The organism is Nocardioides sp. (assembly GCF_047602075.1).
GTDB lineage: Bacteria > Actinomycetota > Actinomycetes > Propionibacteriales > Nocardioidaceae > Nocardioides.
In genome coordinates this window covers 1,297,043-1,315,647 of record NZ_JASGIF010000001.1, presented here as the reverse complement: position 1 = coordinate 1,315,647, position 18,605 = coordinate 1,297,043, and the positions used below count along the sequence as shown (strand labels likewise).

At 69.5% G+C, this 18,605-nt stretch carries 16 protein-coding genes and 1 pseudogene; 11 read left to right on the top strand and 6 right to left on the bottom strand.

Annotated elements, in window-relative coordinates; all coding sequences use genetic code 11:
- Window positions 1-373 precede the first annotated feature (373 nt).
- Window positions 374-1,492: an ISAs1 family transposase gene (locus QM714_RS06685; protein ID WP_415098798.1), complete on the bottom strand. Its 1,119-nt coding sequence runs from the start codon at window positions 1,490-1,492 to the stop codon at window positions 374-376.
- Window positions 1,493-1,725: 233 nt separating this feature from the next.
- Here QM714_RS06685 and QM714_RS06680 point away from each other — a divergent pair, with 233 nt between their 5' ends.
- From QM714_RS06680 to hemW, 4 genes are all read left to right on the top strand, one after another.
- Window positions 1,726-2,349 carry a hypothetical protein gene (locus tag QM714_RS06680; protein WP_415098796.1) on the top strand — a complete coding sequence of 208 codons (624 nt, stop codon included), beginning with the start codon at window positions 1,726-1,728 and terminating at the stop codon, window positions 2,347-2,349.
- A gap of 85 nt (window positions 2,350-2,434) precedes the next feature.
- On the top strand, window positions 2,435-3,553 hold the full coding sequence (locus tag QM714_RS06675) for an ISAs1 family transposase (RefSeq protein WP_415098348.1): 1,119 nt from the start codon (window positions 2,435-2,437) through the stop codon (window positions 3,551-3,553).
- 64 nt (window positions 3,554-3,617) lie between these two features.
- Window positions 3,618-3,836 (top strand): hypothetical protein, encoded by a 219-nt coding sequence (locus QM714_RS06670; protein WP_415098794.1) that lies wholly within the window; start codon window positions 3,618-3,620, stop codon window positions 3,834-3,836.
- 78 nt (window positions 3,837-3,914) lie between these two features.
- Window positions 3,915-5,126, top strand: a complete 1,212-nt coding sequence (gene hemW / locus QM714_RS06665; protein WP_415098792.1) for a radical SAM family heme chaperone HemW — start codon at window positions 3,915-3,917, stop codon at window positions 5,124-5,126.
- Between the two features lie 29 nt (window positions 5,127-5,155).
- Here the strand turns inward: hemW and QM714_RS06660 are convergent, their stop codons facing one another.
- From QM714_RS06660 to QM714_RS06650, 3 genes are all read right to left on the bottom strand, one after another.
- The gene (locus QM714_RS06660; protein WP_415098790.1) at window positions 5,156-5,665 is read right to left on the bottom strand and encodes a DUF4870 domain-containing protein; all 510 of its coding nucleotides are present in this window, start codon (window positions 5,663-5,665) and stop codon (window positions 5,156-5,158) included.
- A 110-nt stretch (window positions 5,666-5,775) separates the two neighbouring features.
- Window positions 5,776-6,636: a DUF3097 domain-containing protein gene (locus QM714_RS06655; protein ID WP_415098788.1), complete on the bottom strand. Its 861-nt coding sequence runs from the start codon at window positions 6,634-6,636 to the stop codon at window positions 5,776-5,778.
- Window positions 6,637-6,699: 63 nt separating this feature from the next.
- Complete coding sequence (locus QM714_RS06650; RefSeq protein WP_415098786.1) at window positions 6,700-7,563, bottom strand: MBL fold metallo-hydrolase; 864 nt, start codon at window positions 7,561-7,563, stop codon at window positions 6,700-6,702.
- 159 nt (window positions 7,564-7,722) lie between these two features.
- Between QM714_RS06650 and hrcA the strand changes: the two genes are divergently transcribed.
- The 3 genes and pseudogenes from hrcA (at window position 7,723) to QM714_RS06635 (ending at window position 10,688) form a co-directional block, all read left to right on the top strand.
- Window positions 7,723-8,754, top strand: a complete 1,032-nt coding sequence (hrcA, locus tag QM714_RS06645; protein WP_415098784.1) for a heat-inducible transcriptional repressor HrcA — start codon at window positions 7,723-7,725, stop codon at window positions 8,752-8,754.
- A 29-nt stretch (window positions 8,755-8,783) separates the two neighbouring features.
- A pseudogene (gene dnaJ, locus QM714_RS06640) lies at window positions 8,784-9,939 on the top strand (molecular chaperone DnaJ).
- Between the two features lie 5 nt (window positions 9,940-9,944).
- Window positions 9,945-10,688 (top strand): 16S rRNA (uracil(1498)-N(3))-methyltransferase, encoded by a 744-nt coding sequence (locus tag QM714_RS06635; protein WP_415098782.1) that lies wholly within the window; start codon window positions 9,945-9,947, stop codon window positions 10,686-10,688.
- Window positions 10,689-11,062: 374 nt separating this feature from the next.
- Here the strand turns inward: QM714_RS06635 and QM714_RS06630 are convergent, their stop codons facing one another.
- Window positions 11,063-12,100, bottom strand: coding sequence for a Gmad2 immunoglobulin-like domain-containing protein (locus QM714_RS06630; protein WP_415098780.1), 1,038 nt, complete (start codon window positions 12,098-12,100; stop codon window positions 11,063-11,065).
- Window positions 12,097-12,660 (bottom strand): SigE family RNA polymerase sigma factor, encoded by a 564-nt coding sequence (locus tag QM714_RS06625; protein ID WP_415098778.1) that lies wholly within the window; start codon window positions 12,658-12,660, stop codon window positions 12,097-12,099. Before QM714_RS06625 ends, QM714_RS06630 begins: the two co-directional genes overlap by 4 nt.
- Before the next feature lie 168 nt (window positions 12,661-12,828).
- Here QM714_RS06625 and QM714_RS06620 point away from each other — a divergent pair, with 168 nt between their 5' ends.
- The 4 genes from QM714_RS06620 to QM714_RS06605 all read left to right on the top strand — a co-directional run bounded on the left by QM714_RS06620 (window position 12,829) and on the right by QM714_RS06605 (window position 18,330).
- Window positions 12,829-13,182 carry a histidine triad nucleotide-binding protein gene (locus QM714_RS06620; RefSeq protein WP_415098776.1) on the top strand — a complete coding sequence of 118 codons (354 nt, stop codon included), beginning with the start codon at window positions 12,829-12,831 and terminating at the stop codon, window positions 13,180-13,182.
- A gap of 51 nt (window positions 13,183-13,233) precedes the next feature.
- Window positions 13,234-13,371, top strand: coding sequence for a hypothetical protein (locus QM714_RS06615; RefSeq protein ID WP_415098774.1), 138 nt, complete (start codon window positions 13,234-13,236; stop codon window positions 13,369-13,371).
- A gap of 269 nt (window positions 13,372-13,640) precedes the next feature.
- Window positions 13,641-16,472 (top strand): tetratricopeptide repeat protein, encoded by a 2,832-nt coding sequence (locus tag QM714_RS06610; protein ID WP_415098772.1) that lies wholly within the window; start codon window positions 13,641-13,643, stop codon window positions 16,470-16,472.
- 178 nt (window positions 16,473-16,650) lie between these two features.
- The gene (locus tag QM714_RS06605) at window positions 16,651-18,330 is read left to right on the top strand and encodes a trypsin-like peptidase domain-containing protein (RefSeq protein WP_415098770.1); all 1,680 of its coding nucleotides are present in this window, start codon (window positions 16,651-16,653) and stop codon (window positions 18,328-18,330) included.
- The last annotated feature ends 275 nt before the right edge of the window (window positions 18,331-18,605 follow it).

The following is an 18,605-nucleotide window of genomic DNA, read 5'->3' as shown; positions in this document are numbered from 1 at the left end:
GTGCTGCTGGCGCCGGGCTCCGGCGCCGTGAGCATGAGAGACAGGGGGCTCTCGACATGCCAGGCGTTGGGCTTTGAGATTGAAGCCTCGACTCGAGGTTTAACATCATCGGCGACGAGGCGTTCAGCCGACTCGGCGCGGATCCTTCATGAGATCGGCGTCTTGACGGTGTCGTTGCGCACGATGGTCCGGCCCGCTGCCGCGGCCCGCGAACGCGACCTCCGGGGCTAAGTCTCCCCGAGCCATGCACCAACACGTGGCGAAACTCGACCTCGCTAACCTCCCCGAATCCGAATCTCGTTGACCTTTACGAGGACCTCCGCGGCGGGCCGATAGCGACCGCAGCCAACCAGGGCCCCGGAAAGGTCGTATCTCAGCAGGTCAGGGTGCATGTGAGGGCTCGTTCTGGGTCGCGTGAGTGATGTCTGGTCGCGGCGGCGATGTCGTCGTACCCGGTCAGGCGCAGCAGGTTGAGCGCGGTGTTGCGCAGCGTGGCCATGACGCGGGGAAGGACGCCGGTGCGGACCTGGGAGCGGTCTTCGTCGTAGGTCACGTCGCGGACCCAGTGGAGCTTGTTCTCGATGGCCCAGTGGCCTTGGACCCAGGCGGCCAGGAGAGCGGGCGCGGCATCGCGAGCGTGGGCGGAAGTGATCAGGTAGACGACCTCGACGCTCTTCTTCCCTGCCTTGGTCACGGTGCGCCGGAGTTGAGCGACTTGAGAGACGCCGGTGAACTCGGGCCAGCCTGGCAGTGTCGGTGCGTCGATGACCTTGATGGTCCGGGTCGCGCGCCGTCCGTGACCACGGTCGGTCGAGCGGGCGCCGGCCGGGACCTTGTTCCAGGGCAGCTTCTTCAACGCTGCCAGGAGCTTGGGACGGTTCGCCTTGACCGTGAAGACGTAGTCCGCGCCCGCGTCGAGGATGACCTTCGCGGTGTCGTCTTGAGTGTGCATCGCGTCAAGGGTGATCACGCATCCGCGCAGGTCAGAGGGCGTGAAGGCAGCGAGCAAGTCGCGCACGGCCGGGATCTCGTTGGACTTCGCTTCGACCTGATGTTGGCCCACCACGACACCGGTGGCATGGTCGAGCGCTGCGATCAGATGAGGCGCCGAGGTCGCTGCCGACCTCGCGCCACGCACGGTCTTGCCGTCGATCGCGATCACCCGACGACCAGTGCTGTGACGGACTCGGCACCAGGCGTAGAGCGCCAGGGCAGCATCGAGTGCGGCCGCGTCCAGGCGAGCAAAGAGCTTGCACAACGTCGACTCCACCGGTGCCGCATCCATACCGAACCGGGCGAGTTGGCCGGTGTCGAGGTCGGCAGCGAACTCGCCGATCGCGGCGAACGACTTCGCGCCCGCGACCACCGCGCACACTGCGACGGCGAGCATCCCGGCCAGGGGGAACCTGACTCCGCGAGGGTCACGCGGGTCGGGCACACGGGCAAGAGCGGTGAGCAGATCGGCGCGTTCATCGATGTTCGCGCCGGCCATTGGGGAAGATGGCATCGACGGGTGGGGCTCTCTGGTCCGGACGGTTGTGTGAGAACTCCCATCCCAGTCCCGCCGGCCCCATCCGTCACAGCCGCCACGCCGGTCTCACCCACACGTTTCCCCAGGTCACAGCCCCGCCAGCCGACCTTTCCGGGGCCCTGGGTATGTCAGGCTGCGGGGAACAGCGGTCGTCTGGTAACGAGGCAGCCATCGATGTATCCGTTGAGTCTCAATTGACCCGTATCTACACGGCGATCGGAGGCACAGCCGCGCAACGTGAGGCCCTGCACTTCCTTGAGGAGAAGGAGCTCAACGCGGGATACCTCGACTGCATGGCCAGTAACGGTGAGCCCATGCAGTTGAAGTTCGTAACCTTATGGAGCGGATTCTCGCCGAACCCGTCCGCCGGACGATGGATGGGACGTCTGGACGTCCGTCCGTCAGTGATGGCCCTCGCCAACTCCGAGGCGGCGCACCTGGAGCACGAGCCCCCACCTCCTCCAGATTCCCGTGAGGCAACAGAGGAATTTCAGAACACGATGCGCTCCTGTCTTCAGAAGAATCAGGAAGTCGTCGTGGATGACGAAGCGCTGGGGAAGCCGGCGACGGGCGAACTAAATGCCGAGTTCCACATGCTCATCGAGGATGTGGACCAGAGCCTTGGACCCATAGACCCATACAACGAGTGCATGAAGCAAGCTGGTTTCGATGTAACATCGCGAGATGATGGAGACCTCGAAGGATGGAACGCCCTGTATGACCTCCTAAGCTCGCGACAGCCCAGGGCCCCGGAAAGGTCGGCTGGCGGGGCTGTGACCTGGGGAAACGTGTGGGTGAGACCGGCGTGGCGGCTGTGACGGATGGGGCCGGCGGGACTGGGATGGGAGTTCTCACACAACCGTCCGGACCAGAGAGCCCCACCCGTCGATGCCATCTTCCCCAATGGCCGGCGCGAACATCGATGAACGCGCCGATCTGCTCACCGCTCTTGCCCGTGTGCCCGACCCGCGTGACCCTCGCGGAGTCAGGTTCCCCCTGGCCGGGATGCTCGCCGTCGCAGTGTGCGCGGTGGTCGCGGGCGCGAAGTCGTTCGCCGCGATCGGCGAGTTCGCTGCCGACCTCGACACCGGCCAACTCGCCCGGTTCGGTATGGATGCGGCACCGGTGGAGTCGACGTTGCGCAAGCTCTTTGCTCGCCTGGACGCGGCCGCACTCGATGCTGCCCTGGCGCTCTACGCCTGGTGCCGAGTCCGTCACAGCACTGGTCGTCGGGTGATCGCGATCGACGGCAAGACCGTGCGTGGCGCGAGGTCGGCAGCGACCTCGGCGCCTCATCTGATCGCAGCGCTCGACCATGCCACCGGTGTCGTGGTGGGCCAACATCAGGTCGAAGCGAAGTCCAACGAGATCCCGGCCGTGCGCGACTTGCTCGCTGCCTTCACGCCCTCTGACCTGCGCGGATGCGTGATCACCCTTGACGCGATGCACACTCAAGACGACACCGCGAAGGTCATCCTCGACGCGGGCGCGGACTACGTCTTCACGGTCAAGGCGAACCGTCCCAAGCTCCTGGCAGCGTTGAAGAAGCTGCCCTGGAACAAGGTCCCGGCCGGCGCCCGCTCGACCGACCGTGGTCACGGACGGCGCGCGACCCGGACCATCAAGGTCATCGACGCACCGACACTGCCAGGCTGGCCCGAGTTCACCGGCGTCTCTCAAGTCGCTCAACTCCGGCGCACCGTGACCAAGGCAGGGAAGAAGAGCGTCGAGGTCGTCTACCTGATCACTTCCGCCCACGCTCGCGATGCCGCGCCCGCTCTCCTGGCCGCCTGGGTCCAAGGCCACTGGGCCATCGAGAACAAGCTCCACTGGGTCCGCGACGTGACCTACGACGAAGACCGCTCCCAGGTCCGCACCGGCGTCCTTCCCCGCGTCATGGCCACGCTGCGCAACACCGCGCTCAACCTGCTGCGCCTGACCGGGTACGACGACATCGCCGCCGCGACCAGACATCACTCACGCGACCCAGAACGAGCCCTCACATGCACCCTGACCTGCTGAGATACGACCTTTCCGGGGCCCTGCGCGACAGCCCCTCCCGCCGCTGCCGGGAGAGGAACCGACGGTGGAATGGCAAGAATATCTGCAGTTCGAAGGATCGGCGATTAATGCCGACGCTGATTGCCGCGCACAGAAGTACGCCCAAGGACTAGCGCTTCTCGCGCCGCTCCTCGACGAGTTCGAGCAGAATCACCAGTCCGAGCTCACGAACGCGGAGAACGGTTGGACTGAGCTCCTGGCCGCTGCCAATAGGCAGGGCATCGACGATGCGCTCACTCACTGATTAGCCCCTGATTGCGGCTGGGCGCCGGCTCGGTGACGCCGCCGACCCGGCGTACCGAACCGGTGGTTGGATGGGGGCGTGCCCTCCGCCCTGCCTGACGGCGACCCGGTCCCTGCGGACGGCTCGCTCCCCGGGTCGGCGATGGCCGGGCTGGGGGAGCGCCCGTTCGGTGTCTACGTGCACGTCCCCTTCTGCCGGGTGCGGTGCGGCTACTGCGACTTCAACACCTACACCGCCGGCGAGCTCGGCGGCAGCACATCGACGGCGTCGTACGTCGCTGCGGCCATCGCCGAGGTCGCGCTGGCCCGAGAGGTGCTCGGGGACTCGGCGCCACCGGCCTCGACGGTGTTCTTCGGAGGCGGCACACCGACGCTCCTGCCTGCCGCGGATCTGGCCAGGGTCCTGGCTGCCATCCGACAGCACCTCGGGCTCACCGCCGATGCCGAGATCACGGCTGAGGCGAACCCCGACAGCGTCGACGCACGGAGTCTGGCCGCTCTCCGAGAGGCGGGGTTCACCCGCCTCTCCTTCGGCATGCAGTCCGCCGTCCCGCACGTGTTGGCGACCCTGGACCGCACCCACGATCCCGACCGGGTGCCGCTGGCCGTGGCCGAAGCCCGCGCGGCCTGCTTCGAGCAGGTGAGCCTCGACCTCATCTACGGCACCCCCGGCGAGACTCTGGCTGACTGGGAGCGGTCGCTGACCGCCGCGTTGGCGTGCGCGCCGGACCACGTGTCGGCGTACGCCTTGATCGTCGAAGAGGGCACCGCGCTCGCCCGCAAGGTGCGGCGCGGTGAGGTGCCGGCTCCTAATGACGACGACCTCGCCGACAAGTATCTGCTCGCGGATCGGCTGCTCACCACTGCGGGCCTGGAGTGGTACGAGCTCTCGAACTGGGCGACCTCGTCGGCCGCGCGCTGTCGGCACAACGAGCTCTACTGGACCGGTGCGGACTGGTGGGGCGTCGGCCCCGGGGCACACTCGCACGTCGGCGGCACCCGCTGGTGGAACGTCAAGCATCCAGCGGCGTACGCCGAACGCTTGGCTGCTCGCAGGTCGCCTGCTCACGCGCGAGAGGTGCTCGATCCCGAGACTCGTCGGATCGAGCAGGTGCTGTTGGAGTCTCGTCTGCGCGCCGGCCTACCGCTGGCGCTGCTCGACGATGCCGGTCTGGCGGTGGTGGCCGACCTGGCCGAGCGCGGCCTGATCGACCGGCACGGCGAGCGCCTGGTGCTCACCCCCGACGGGCGGCTGCTCGCCGACGCGGTCGTCCGGGCGCTCCTTCCCTGACGACGTCGGGTCCTTTAGATGGCAGGCCTCTAGGAGACCAGCCGGATGGTCAGCGGGTAGCGGTAGTCCTCGCCGTTGCTGGCCTTCACCGAGGCGATGATCGGCAGGATGATCGCCAGCGCAGCGACCACGAGCAGCAGCACGATGCCGATCACGACCAGGACCAGGACGACCGACACGATGCCGTAGATCAGCATCGAGAGCTGGAAGTTCAGGGACTCCACAGCCTGGCGACGCACCCACGCCGACTTGGTGCCCTGGGTGACCATCACGATCAGCGGTCCGAGGAAGGACAGGCCGACCAGCATGGCGAGCAGCGCGCTCCAGTGCGCCGCCGCACCCCAGGTGCGCTCGTCGCCCGGACTGAGGCCCGCAGCCGGCTGCGGGTAGCCCGGCTGGCCGTACGGCGCCTGGCCCACATAAGGCGGCTGCCCCGCGGCCGGCGGCTGGTAGCCCGCGGGAGGGCCCGGCTGGGCAGCCGGTGGTGGAGTTGGGTTCGGGTCCGGCTGGTCGCCGGTCGGCGGAGTCTGGTCGGTCATCGCAGTCACCCTCCCGGGGTGTCGTCGAGGTGCCACTTCGACCCTATCCAGACGCGAGGCCGATGGCGTGGTCACCAGGCAGTGATCTTGACGACGGTCGGTGTCGGTGATCAGGTCGTCGTCACGAAGTCGATCAGCTCTTCGACCCGGCCCAGGAGTGCGGGCTCAAGGTCGTGCCACGATCCGACCCTGGACAAGATGTGCTGCCAGGCGCGGGCGAGGTCCGCCTGCTCCTCGTGCGGCCAGCCGAGGTGGCGGCAGATGCCCTTCTTCCAGTCCTCGGTGCGCGGCACGCTCGGCCAGACCGCCAGCCCGAGACGCTCGGGTCGCACCGCCTGCCAGATGTCGACGAAGGGATGGCCGACGACGCGCACGTGTGCGGCGTACGACGACGTGGTCACCGCCGCCGCGATCCGGGTCTCCTTGCTGCCCTCGACCAGGTGGTCGAGCAGCACGCCGACCCGACGCCCGGGTGCGGGGCCGAACTCCGTCAGCGCTCCGACCAGGTCGTCGGCGCCGCCGAGCAGCTCGACCACCACCCCCTCGATGCGCAGGTCGTCGCCCCACACCTTCTCGATCAGCTCGGCGTCGTGTCGCCCCTCCACGAAGATCCGGCTGGCCCGGGCCACCCGTGCGTGTGCGTCGGGCACCGCGACCGAGCCGGATGCGGTGCGGGTCGGCGGGCGGGGAGCGGTCAGTGTCGAGACCGGGCGGGTCAGGATGGTCGGACGGCCTTCGAGGAGGAAGCCGGGGCCGAGGGGGAAGCTGCGTCGCTTGCCGCGCCGATCCTCCAAGGTCACCGTGCGCAGGTCGCTGTCGACGGCCACCACCTCGCCGCACCAGTCCGTGGTCACCTCCTCGACCACCATGCCGAGCTCGACCGGACGCTCCACGGCCCGCCCGCGTCGGGGCGCGCGCCAGTCGGTGGCCAGCACGTCGCTGCCGTAACGGTCGTGGGCATGGGTGGACATCGCCAGCCACGGTAGGCGGCGCCGGTGCCTGCTGTCCGATGGCGCGCCGAGGCGCGTGACGGTTCAGGCGAGCGGGAGGCGGCGAGCGTTGGCCGGGAGGTGGGCGTAGCCACGGCGGACGGCATCGGTCAGCCCAGTGGCGGGGAACGGCCACTCACCCGCGGCCAGGGCCTCGTTGACAGAGACGCCGTGACCGGCGAGCTCCTCGATGGTGAAGGCGACCTGGCCGACGTCGAGTCGCTGCTGCTCGACGAAGTTGCGATCGACGGGTGCACCGTGGCCGGGAACGATCACGGAGTCGGCGGTCGTCATGCCGAGCAGGTTGTCCAGGGTGGCCGGCCAGTCGAGCGGGAAGCTGTCCTCGCCATACATCGGTGCGCCCGACTCCTCGACCAGGTCACCGGCCAGCAGCACGTCGGCGTCCGGGACCGACACGACCAGATCGCCGCCCGTGTGACCCCGTCCGGGGTGCAACAGCTCCACCCGTCGGTCGCCGAGGTCGAGCACCCGGGCCGAGGAGAAGGTGACGTCGGCGGGCACGATCCGGGTCTCCAAGATCTCGTCGCGGTGCGGGTCGTCCGGGTCGGCCTCGTAGCGTCGTTGGACCGCGAGCCCGGTCTCCGGTGTGGCCTCCGCGGCGACCTCGTGGGCATGGATCGGCAGGTCGCCGTACGCCGTGCGGAACGCATCGTTGCCGAAGACGTGGTCGAAGTGGTCGTGGGTGTTGACCACGGTCGTGACCGGGCCGACGCCGAGGCGGCGGATGTCGTCGATCACCTCGCCCGCCGCTCGCGTGGAGCTGTGCGTGTCGACCACGGCCAGTCCGGTCGATCCGCCCACCAGCGTCACGTTGACGTCGAACCACTCGTAGCGCGCGACCCAGATTCGATCGGCGACCTCGATGAAGCTGTGGGAGCTGCCAGCCATGACCCCTGAGGGTACGACGCCGCGAGACGCGGTGGCTCTGCGGTGGACCGCGTGGCCTGTAGACTTGGCACTCGCGACTGCCGAGTGCCAAGACGACCGTGATGACCAGCGTTGTCACCATTGGACGAGGCAGTCGCCGGCGAGAAGAGGAGGCGCGGCATGGTCGAGGATCGACGACTCGACGTGCTGCGCGCCATCGTGGAGGACTACGTCGCCACGGAGGAGCCGGTGGGCTCCAAGGCGCTGGTCGAGCGGCACCGGCTCGGGGTCTCCCCGGCCACCGTCCGCAACGACATGGCGGTGCTCGAGGAAGAGGGCTACATCGCCCAACCTCACACCAGCGCCGGCCGGGTCCCCACTGACAAGGGCTATCGGCTGTTCGTCGACCGGTTGACGACCGTCAAGCCGATGAGTGCGGCGGAGAAGCGGGCGATCGCGACGTTCCTGGACGGCGCGATGGACCTCGATGACGTGGTCCATCGCTCGGTGCGGCTGCTGGCCCAGCTCACTCGCCAGGTCGCCGTCGTGCAGTATCCCGTGCTTTCCCGCTCGACCATCCGCCATCTCGACCTGATCGCACTGTCGGAGATCCGGCTGCTCCTGGTGATCATCTTGAGCACCGGCCGGGTCGAGCAGCGTCTGGTCGAGATGCAGGTGGCGCTCACCGAGGAGCAGCTGGCCGACCTGCGTCAGCGCATCGGGCACGCGACGATCGGGCAGTCCATCGCCGACTCGGCCAGCAATCTGCAGAGCCTCGTCGACGCTGCGGCCGCATCGGGGCGGGCCGATGCCCAGGTGGCCGCCGAGGTCGCCGCTGCCATGGTGGAGGCGATCTCCGACCACCGCTCCGACGAACGGGTCGCCGTGGGCGGGGCAGCTAACCTGGCGCGCTTCGGCGACAGCTTCGACACCGCGGTCCGCCCACTGCTGGAGGCGCTCGAGGAGCATGTCGTGCTCCTGCGACTGCTGGGCGAGGCCACCACCGGAGGTGCGGTCACCGTGCGGATCGGCCACGAGGGCCCGGTGGAGGAGCTCGCGTCGACCAGTGTCGTCGCAACCGGCTATGGCCCCGGCGACCAGACTCTGGCCACCCTAGGCATCGTCGGCCCGACCCGGATGGACTATCCGACCACGATGGCCGCGGTGCGCGCCGTGGCGCGCTACGTCTCGCGGATCCTGGACGAAGCGTGAGACTTCAAGAGATGACGAAGGACCAGTAGGTGAGTCAGGACCTGTACGAACTGCTCGGGGTCGCCCGCGACGCGGACCCCGACACGATCAAGAAGGCCTATCGACGCCTGGCCAGGCAGCTGCACCCCGACGTCAATCCGGATCCGGAGACGCAGGAGCAGTTCAAGCAGGTGACCCAGGCCTACGAGGTGCTGTCCGACCCGCAGAAGCGGGCGGCGTACGACCGAGGCGGCGATGTGTTCGGCGCCGGCGGCTTCGGCGGCCAGGGCGCCGGCTTCTCGTTCACCGACATCATGGACGCCTTCTTCGGCGGCGGTGCGGCTCAGAGCCGCGGCCCGAGACCACGAGTGCGCCGTGGGCAGGATGCGCTGATCCGACTCGACGTGGATCTGGCCGAAGCGGCGTTCGGGGTGACCCGAGAAGCTCAAGGTCGACACCGCGGTCGTCTGCCCCGCCTGCCATGGTGGCGGGGCCGCTCCCGGCAGCAGCCCGGTGCCCTGCGAGACCTGCCGGGGGAGCGGCGAGGTCGCCCATGTGCAGCGCTCGCTGCTCGGCGAGATCCGCACGCTGCGACCCTGTCCGGCCTGCCGTGGCTACGGCACCGTGATCCCCGACCCGTGCCGGGAGTGCTCCGGAGACGGTCGGGTCCGCTCGCGCACCTCGCTGAAGGTCAAGATCCCGGCCGGCGTCGACACTGGCACCCGTGTGCAACTCGCCGGTCAGGGTGAGGTCGGCCCTGGTGGCGGGCCACCAGGGGATCTGTACGTCGAGGTGCACGTCCACCCGCACCCCACCTTCACCCGAGACGGCGCCGACCTGCACTGCACGGTCACGATCCCGATGACCGCGGCCGCGCTGGGCACGGTGATTCCGCTGCCGACGCTGGAGGCGGACCTAGGCGACGCCGTCGAGGAGGCCGAGCGCTCGGTGGATCTGCAGATCGTCCCGGGCACCCAGTCGGGCGCCGAACAGGTCCTCCGCGGCCGGGGCGTCCCGGGGCTGCGTGGTGGACGCGGCAACCTGGTGGTGACGGTCCTGGTGGACACCCCGACCAAGCTCGACCCACGTCAAGAGGAGCTGCTGCGCGAGCTGGCGGCGATCCGCGACGAGGAGTCTCCCGACGGTGCGGTGAAGGCGAGCCACAAGTCGGTCTTCAGCCGCTTCCGCGACGCCTTCAACGTCTGACAGCGATGTCGCTGCCGGTCCACCTGGTCGACTCGCTGGTCGACGTGCGCGTCGGCGACGTCGTCGACGTGACGGGCGCTGAGGCCCACCACGCCGTCGCCGTGCGACGACTGCGGCCTGGCGAGCAGGTCCAGCTCACCGATGGCCGTGGGACCCGGGCCACCGGCGCCGTGGCGACCGCTGATCGCCGCCTGCTCGAGGTGCAGGTCGGCTCGGTCCAGCACGAGGAGCGTCCAACTCCGACGCTCACGGTGGTGCAGGCCATCCCGAAGGGGGAGCGCGGCGAGCTCGCCGTCGAGGTGCTGACCGAGATCGGTGTCGACGTGATCGTGCCCTGGGCGGCATCGCGGAGTGTGACGGTCTGGCGCGCGGAGCGCCGTGAGAAGGCTCTGGCACGGTGGCGCTCCACCGTCAGGGAGGCGGCCAAGCAGGCTCGCCGCTGCTGGTTCCCCGAGGTGCTCGAGCCGGTCACCACCTCCGGTGCGGCGCAGGTCGTTGAAGCAGCAGATCTCGCCGTCGTGCTCCATGAGTCCGCCGATGAGGCTCTCGCCGACCTGGACCTCACCGACGCGCAGCGGATCGTGCTGGTCGTCGGTCCCGAGGGCGGTCTCACCGAGGGCGAGATCGAGGAGCTCGCCGGCCATGGCGCGAGGTCGGTCCGGCTCGGCCGGGAGGTGCTGCGCACCTCGACAGCGGGCGTCGCAGCCTGTGCTGCCCTGCTCTCCCGGACCCCGCGCTGGAGGTCGTGAGGCTCGTCGGCACTCGCCTGTCTGGCGTGCTTGCCCCACGGGCCGACGACGCCGGGTGAGCACCGCCGACGTTTGAGGTCGTCGGCCGGGTTGCTGGTCGTCGGTGGGGCCTGCTGCCCCGTCTCCCGCGGTGCTGTGGTGGCTGAGGACCCGGTATACGGGCCACTTTGCCACCACAAGACCGCAGGAGACGCAAGAACACAGCGGCAGACCGATGACCGCAGGACACCAGCGACCCGGTCACCCAACCGGAACCACCGACTGCCTTCTCCGGTCGCCGCACTGTCGGTCGCGACCACCGACGACCAGCAACCCGGCAACGAATCTTGGGGGCACCGCCCGAGCCGCACACCTGCGCCAGAAGCAGGCGGGCCTCACCCCACCGTGAAGCTGCGGGTGTCCTCGAACGGGCCGGCGCCCTCGCCGTCCGACGGGTCGTCGGTGCGGGCGATGAAGGTGTAGGTGCCGGGGGACAGCGAGGAGATGTCGATCTGGTCGCTCCACGGGTAGAGCTTGTCCATCCAGCCCTCCGCGGTCACGAACCCCTTGAGCACGACCTTCCCGCCAGCGTCCTGGATCTCCCAAGGCACGGTGGCCTCGAACGAGTTCGCGACGCCCTCGACCTTCAACGTCGATCCGGTGACCTGTTGTCCCTCCTCGGGCTGGGTGATGTTGACCAGAGACAGCAGGTCGGGGTTGTGCTGCACTCCCTTGGCAGTGTCGATGCCTAGCAGCGGGACCACCTCGCCGTCGAAGTACGCCGTGAGCGGCGCCCGGACCTTCCCGGTGCCCTGCAGGGTGAACACCAGCCCCTGCACGGCCAGCTTGGCCTCCGCGGAAGACATTCCGGCTGGACGCTGCTCCAACGAGGAGTCGGCCAGCTCGACCGAGAACGACCCCGTCGCGCCAACCCCGTCGAAGCTCACCGCAGCGACCGCGCCAGAAGGCCACAGAGTGCGGTAGTCGGGATCCTGCGGAGGGCCGTCGGTCGCCAGTTGAGCGGCTGCGAGCAGTCGCGTGCCAGCGTCGACCCGGTGGAACTCGCGGAACAGCCGGTCACCCATCGCGGTGTCGCCGACGTAGTAGACCGGCACGGCCACCTGGTCGGTCGACGGCGCGCTGGAGGTCTCCGACGGGCTCGGTGAGTCGGCCGTCTGAGACGGAGAGCCGGCAGACGCGACGGGACCAGACCCGTCGGGGTCGGAGTCGCGTTGCGTGACGACGGCCACGGCGACGACGACGGCGGCTGCGGCCACAGCGGCAGCGCCGGCGGTGAGGAGCCAGGGGCGACGGTTGGACATGGTGGACACCTTCGGGTGAGTGCGGATCTGGTGGAGACGGTCGTGCGGTTCGATGTCGGCGGCGGCGTCGTCGATCAGCGCCCGCAGCCGCGGGTCGCGGGGATCGTTCATGGCTGTTCCTCCCACACCTCGGCCAGTTGCTCGCGCAGTGCCGCGACGCCACGCGACGCGTGGCTCTTGACCGCGCCGCACGAGATGCCGAGGGTGTCCGCGATCTGGGCCTCGCTCAGGTCGAGGTAGTAGCGCAGCGCGATCACCTCTCGCTGTCGGTCGGGCAGTTCGCGGAGCGCCGACAGCACCAGGTCGCGACGGGCATGGTCGTCCGGCAGGTGTGTGCCGGCCTGCTCCGAGGCGACCACCTGCCGCTGAGCCGTGAGGTATCGATCGGCGACGGTACGACGACGCAGCGCCGACCTGGCCCGGTTGACCACCGTCTGGCGCAGGTAGGCCAAAGCCCGGTCCGGGTCACGCAACTGGCCCCACCGGCCATGGACGGCGATGAAGGAGTCCTGGACCACCTCCTCGGCGGCCGCCTGATCATGCAGCAGGAGGACGGCGAGCCGGACGAGCGAGCGCCAATGGGCGGCGTACAGCTGCTCCAGCGCCTCGTCGGCATCCCAGCCGCGAGCGCGCCGGGTCACTGGTGTCTCCAGGATCGCCGCACGGGTCATCACGCTAGTTGGACGCGCACCATCCACCGGAGGTTGACGCGCCAGGCACACCAGATGTCCGAGGGGCGGCCAGCCCCGAGCACGGTCGTGCCGATGAGCAGTGTTCTCAAGAGATCGAGGAGCAACGCCGGGATGTGATCGAGAGATTTGGAGCCCTACCCTGGTGAGATGAGCGCGCCCGACCCTGACTGCCTCTTCTGCAAGATCGTCACCGGTGACATCCCGGCCGAGATCGTTCACCAGACGCCGTCGGTGGTGGCCTTCCGAGATGTGGCGCCGCAGGCTCCGACGCATGTGCTGGTGGTGCCACGCGAGCATCAGCCCGATGCGGCCGCGCTGGCCAGCGCCTCACCCACCACGGTTGCCGACCTCGTCACGGCTGCGCAGACGGTCGCCGAGACCGACGGCCTGGGCGGGGACTACCGGCTCGTCTTCAACACCGGCGTCGGCGCCGGCCAGACCGTCTTCCACACTCACCTGCACCTGCTCGGCGGGCGCCCGATGACCTGGCCGCCCGGGTGAGATCCACGTGGCTGAGATCCACGTCGGTGAGATCGTGGTGCAGCGCTGCCGGTGCTGCCGCGCTGGCACTCCACCACCCAGCCCACCACGATCCGTGCCGTCGCCGGGCACATGCTGGGTCGCTCGATCGCCATCGAGGTCAACCCCGACACCCCGCGCGCCCGCACCGTGTTGTCGATCCCACTGTAGGACTTCGACAACCAAGGCGCCAAGCCGATCAAGCCCGTCCACTTGACACCTGCCGACACGGTCCGAGTCACCTGTCGGCACGTCCAATGGCTGCGGGACAAGCTGCCCGCCTTCTCCGGTCAGCCGGACCGCTACGTCGTCTGGGGCAACGGCACCACCGACGAGATGTGCCTGGGCATCCTCCAGGTCACCCACCCTGAGCCGGCCCCCGGGGGCACTGCGCTGAGACCCCGAGCCGGAGCCCGAACAGACTCGTTAGGTTCGTGTCGATGGCGGGTGAGACGGGAGAGGCGACGCCGAGAGCCGAGGTGCGGCTGCTCGGGGCGCTCGAGGTGCGCGTCGGAGTCACTCCGATCACGGTGACGGCGGCGCAGCAGCGGGTGGTCTTGGTCGCGCTGGCGCTGGCCGGAGGTGCGCCGGTGACGGCAGACACGCTCTGCGACACCCTGTGGCCAGAGCGGATCCCGAACACCGCGCGGACCTCGCTGCACAACACCATACGCAGGCTGCGCACACTGTTGGCCGCAGCTGGAGCGGGCGAGCTGATCCACACCGGCCCGGAGGGCTATCAGCTCGACGTCGACCCCGATGCCGTGGATGCGATCCGCTTCGGCCGCCTGCTGGTCGATGCGCGGCGGGAGGTCGAGAGCGGAGAGGCGGCCGCCGCCTTGACGTCGTACGACGCGGCGCTGGGGCTCTGGCGTGGTGAGCCGGTGCCCGACCTGGTCAATGCCGGTTGGTTGACCGGCCTGGTCGACCAGCTGGTCGAGCAGCGTGTCGTTGCCATCGAGGAGTGGGCCGACCTCGAGCGGGCAGCGGGACGGCCCGAGCGCGCTCTGGAGCGGCTCGCGCCACTTGCCGAGGCCTGGCCCCTCCGCGAGAGCGTGCGCGCCCGGCTGATGCTCGCCCTCCAGGCGGCCGGCCGCACCGCCGAGGCGCTGGAGCAGTATCTCGCTGCCCGTCAGCTGCTGGTCGCCGAGCTGGGTGTCGAGCCGGGGCCGGTGCTGAGCAAGGCGCACGCGGAGGTGCTCCGACTCGACGACGCGCAGACCGGGTCCGGTCGGGCGCTGCCGGTGGTGAGACCAGCGCAGCTGCCGGCAGTGCGCACTCGGGTCGTCGGCCGGGAGGCTGAACTGTCGTTGCTCGACGGCGTCCTTGCCGACGCGGCGGCCGGGGATCCGCTGGTCAGTGTGGTGTCCGGACCGGCCGGCGTCGGCAAGACCACCGTGGCCGCGCAATGGGCACAGCGGGTCGCCAAGGCGTTCCCCGACGGTCAGCTCTGGGTCAACCTGCGCGGCTTCGACCAGGACGGCACACCGCTGACCACCGAACAGGTGCTGCGCCGGTTCCTCGGCGCGTTGGGGGTGGCCGCCGACGAGATCCCGATCGACGTCGAGGCAGCGGCTGATCTCTACCGGAGCCTGCTGGCCGACCGGCGGCTGCTCGTCGTGTTGGACAACGCACGCGAAGCAGGGCAGGTGCGCTCGCTGCTTCCCACTGGCCCGGGCAGCTTCGCTCTGGTGACAAGCCGGCGCGACCTGTCCTCGCTCGCCGTCACCCACGGCGCTCGCCTGGTCTCGCTCGAGCTGCTGTCGATCGAGGACGCCGAGGAGTTGCTCGCGGAGCGGCTGGGGCAGGCCCGGCTGGCCGCCGAGCCCGAGGCGGTCGCCGAGATCCTGCGCCACTGCGGCGGGCTGCCACTCGCACTGGCCTTGGTGGCTGCCCGGGTCGCGGCACGGACCGACCTGTCGCTGGCTGCGCTCGCCGCCCAGTTGCGGGAGAGCTCGTCGCTCGACGTGCTCAACCTCGGCGACGCCAGCACCGACCTGCGCGCCGTGCTCTCCTGGTCGGTCGACGCGCTCAGCATCCGCGCTGCCCGATCGCTTGCCTTGGTGGGTCTGCACCCCGGCCCGGAGATCGGCGTACTCGTGCTGGCCAGCCTGGCCGGGATCCAGCCACGGGAGGCGCGTGCGACTCTGGAGGAGCTCGCGCGGGCGCACCTCGTCGCCGAGCGGGAGCCGGGTCGGTTCGCGATGCACGACCTGGTGCGCGATCACGCCCGCGAGCTGTTCGAGGCGTCGCTGGCGCCGGCCGAGCGGCTCGACGTCGTACGCCGCCTCGCCGACCACTATCTGCACTCGGCCTATGCCGCCACCCGGACGCTCTTCCACACGCCGCTGCCGTTCGCCCTCGACCAGGTCGTCGACGGAGTCGAGCCGGAGAGGTTCGCCGGTCCCGAAGAGGGCTCCGCCTGGTTGCAGGCCGAGCTGCCAGCGCTCGGGAAGGTGGTCGACCTGGTCGCCGCGACGCCGGGGATCGAGGGTCATCCGTGGCGGCTGGCACGCGCGGTGAGCGGCTATCTGTGGGACCGATGTGCCTGGGCAGACATCGCGCAATTGCACGAGCGCGCCCTCACAGCCTGCCTGCGCGTCGCGGATCGAGCCGGTGAGGCCGATGCGCGCCACGGTCTCGGCGATGCCTACGCGGGTCTCGGACGATGGGCGGAGTCGCGGGACGAGCTCGACCGTGCCCTCGAGCTCTACATCGCGGTCGGAGACCAGATGGGGGAGAGCGACGCGCTGTGCACGGTGGGTCGGACGATGGAGATGCAGGGTAGGCCGAGGGAGGGCCTCCGGCCCACCCGTGAGGCGCTTGAGCTCTATCGCCGGATCGGTGACCGCAGCGGCGAGGCGGTCTCCCTCAACAACCTCGGATGGATGCACGCGCTCGTCGGCGACTACGACGACGCCTTGGTGCGCTGCCAAGAGGCCCTGGCGCTCTATCGCGAGGACGGTGACCTGCCCGGTCAGTCCTTCGCCCTGGACAGCATGGGTCGCGCCTACGTCGGTCTCGGCGACCTGCCCCGCGCGATCGACTCCTTCGCCGAGGCGGCGGCGGTCTCGCGGTCGCTCGGCCAGTTCTACAACCAGGCGGTCGGCCTGACCCATCTCGGTGAGGCCCACCACGCGGCCGGCCACCTGACCGAGGCGCACGAGGCCTGGGTGGTGGCGCTGGCGCTCTTCGACGAGATCGGCCACCCCCGGGCGGAGACACTCCGCTCGCGGTTGGCGTTGCTCGTCCCGGAGCGCGAGCCGTCGTAGCGACGGATGACGTTGCGCTGTTAGTGGCGCGTTAGCGGCCGACTGCGAGATTCGTGGGCGTACCTGGCCATGAGGACCGGTCGACCCTTGATCGACGACGATCCCGGGCCGAGCGGCACTCACGTCGTACCGCCGCCGTCAGGCGGCGGGACGACATCAGCACGAAAGGGGCCGACCCATGCCTCGACTCACCTCCCGCGTGCGACTCCTGCTCGGCGCGCTGGTCACCTCCTTCCTCCTGACGACTGTGATCGCGCCGGCGCAGGCGGAGGACAGCTCTTCGAGCCCGTCGTCAGCGGCGACGCCGAGCGGCGCCACCATTTTGGCCGCGAAGTCCTATCCCGGCGTCCAGCTGATCGCGACGACCTATACCGCGACCGTGACGGTCCGTGTGCCGGTGATCAACCAGGCTGCGATCAACACGCTCGCTCAGCGGCTGGCGCAGCAGGCGCTCAGCGGCGCCATCGACACGACCGAGGAGGCGATCACCGAGGAGATCGTGGACGCGGTCGTGAAGTCGCCGAGCACCTACTTCCTTCCCGGCGCGCAGACCTACAGCCGGCGCAACAGCCTGACCGGGGTGGGTACCGGGTGGGTGATCACCCCGGACGGCTACATGATCACGGCCGCGCATGTGGTGCACACTCCCGATGCCCAACTCCGCCGCGAGTTCGCCGTCACCAGCCTCGACAAGCTCGGCCAGCAGTTCGTCCGCGGCCTGCAACGGAGCGGCACCACGCTCACCAACGACCAGGTGGATCGCCTGCGGACCGCGATCCTCGGTTGGTTGGCGGCGCACATGAGCGTGAACCGCCTTCGGGTGTCGGTGTCTGCGGAGTTGGCGCTCGGCTTCGACGGCCTCGGCAAGGATCAGAAGTCGGTGGCCGCCGAAGTGGTCGACCGGGGCAAGCCCTACCCGGGCAACGACGTCGCTCTGCTCAAGATCGACGGTCAAGATCATCTGCCGACGATCGCGGTCGGCAACAACGACGACGTCTCGCCCGGCTCGATCGTGCACGTGGTGGGCTTTCCAGCCGCTTCGACGTTCTCACCCGGGCTGTCGCGTGACGCGCAGGTGCAGCCGACGGTGACCGAGGGGCCGGTGACGGCCGTGAAGAGCACCCGGGGCGGAATGCCGGTGATCCAGACCCAGGCTCCAGCCAGTCCGGGCAACTCCGGTGGCCCGGTGCTGACCGACAACGGATCTTCGGTCGGCGTTCTCGTCGCCAGCGCGATCGGCAGCGACGGCGTGGCCGCGCAGGGACAGAACTTCGTGATCCCGGCCAGTGAGATCAAGGACATGCTCGAGCGCAACGGGGTGACTCCCGAGGAGAGTGACACCACCGCGGCCTATTCCAAGGCCATCGACGAGTTCTACCAGGAGCACTACAGCGCCGCGGTGCCGTTGTTCGAGAAGGTGGAGGTGCTCTATCCGGCGCACCCGTTCGCGAAGAAGTTCATCACCGACTCCAAGACGGCGATCGACGAGGGTCGGGACAAGACTCCGGAGCCGAAGTCGACGAATGTCGCCCTGTTGGTCGGCCTGGTCGCCGCTGGTCTGCTGGTGGTGTTGTTGGGCGGTGGCGGGACCTGGCTGCTGGCTCGGCGTCGCAAGACTATTCCGGCTGGCGCCATGTCGCCGACGTACGCCGCCAACGGAATGCCGTCGCCCTACGCAGGCGGTGGGATGCCCCCGGCATACCCCGCAAGGGATCCGGAGGATGCAACGGCGGCTCCACCGGTCGAGGCCCCGACCAGCCCACCCCCACAGCCGGTGTGGGATCCCGAGCGTGGTTGGTACCTGCCCGAGCAGGATGCCACCGCGGCGGGTGGCCAGCCGCCGGAGGGTAGGCCCTAGCTCCCGGTCGCTCCCTCGGTCGGCCCGGCCGGCGGTGACACGTGCCAGGTGCTTGGCGAGGACCGTGGGGGGACGGGCCCGCTGACGCCGATCGTGCCGGCGGGGAGTGACGTGGGGGGTCTCACCCAGGTGAGGCCGGCGCGGGATCCAGGCACAGCGGCCTGTTGGCTGCCGCCTCGGGTCCCGCGCCTTCGCTTGACCTGCGGACGAGGATCTATCCGCTGGGCGGCGTCGGCGGGCTCCCGTAGCATGGATGAGCAACAGTCACCGACCGA

Coding starts and splice junctions, on each gene's coding strand:
- QM714_RS06675 (WP_415098348.1), top strand. CDS start 2,435: ATGGCCGGCGCGAACATCGATGAACGCGCCGATCTGCTCACCGCTCTT.
- QM714_RS06630 (WP_415098780.1), bottom strand. CDS start 12,100: ATGAACGATCCCCGCGACCCGCGGCTGCGGGCGCTGATCGACGACGCC.
- QM714_RS06650 (WP_415098786.1), bottom strand. CDS start 7,563: ATGGCTGGCAGCTCCCACAGCTTCATCGAGGTCGCCGATCGAATCTGG.
- QM714_RS06635 (WP_415098782.1), top strand. CDS start 9,945: ATGTCGCTGCCGGTCCACCTGGTCGACTCGCTGGTCGACGTGCGCGTC.
- QM714_RS06685 (WP_415098798.1), bottom strand. CDS start 1,492: ATGGCCGGCGCGAACATCGATGAACGCGCCGATCTGCTCACCGCTCTT.
- QM714_RS06660 (WP_415098790.1), bottom strand. CDS start 5,665: ATGACCGACCAGACTCCGCCGACCGGCGACCAGCCGGACCCGAACCCA.
- QM714_RS06625 (WP_415098778.1), bottom strand. CDS start 12,660: ATGACCCGTGCGGCGATCCTGGAGACACCAGTGACCCGGCGCGCTCGC.
- QM714_RS06620 (WP_415098776.1), top strand. CDS start 12,829: ATGAGCGCGCCCGACCCTGACTGCCTCTTCTGCAAGATCGTCACCGGT.
- QM714_RS06605 (WP_415098770.1), top strand. CDS start 16,651: ATGCCTCGACTCACCTCCCGCGTGCGACTCCTGCTCGGCGCGCTGGTC.
- QM714_RS06655 (WP_415098788.1), bottom strand. CDS start 6,636: ATGTCCACCCATGCCCACGACCGTTACGGCAGCGACGTGCTGGCCACC.
- hrcA (WP_415098784.1), top strand. CDS start 7,723: ATGGTCGAGGATCGACGACTCGACGTGCTGCGCGCCATCGTGGAGGAC.
- QM714_RS06610 (WP_415098772.1), top strand. CDS start 13,641: ATGGCGGGTGAGACGGGAGAGGCGACGCCGAGAGCCGAGGTGCGGCTG.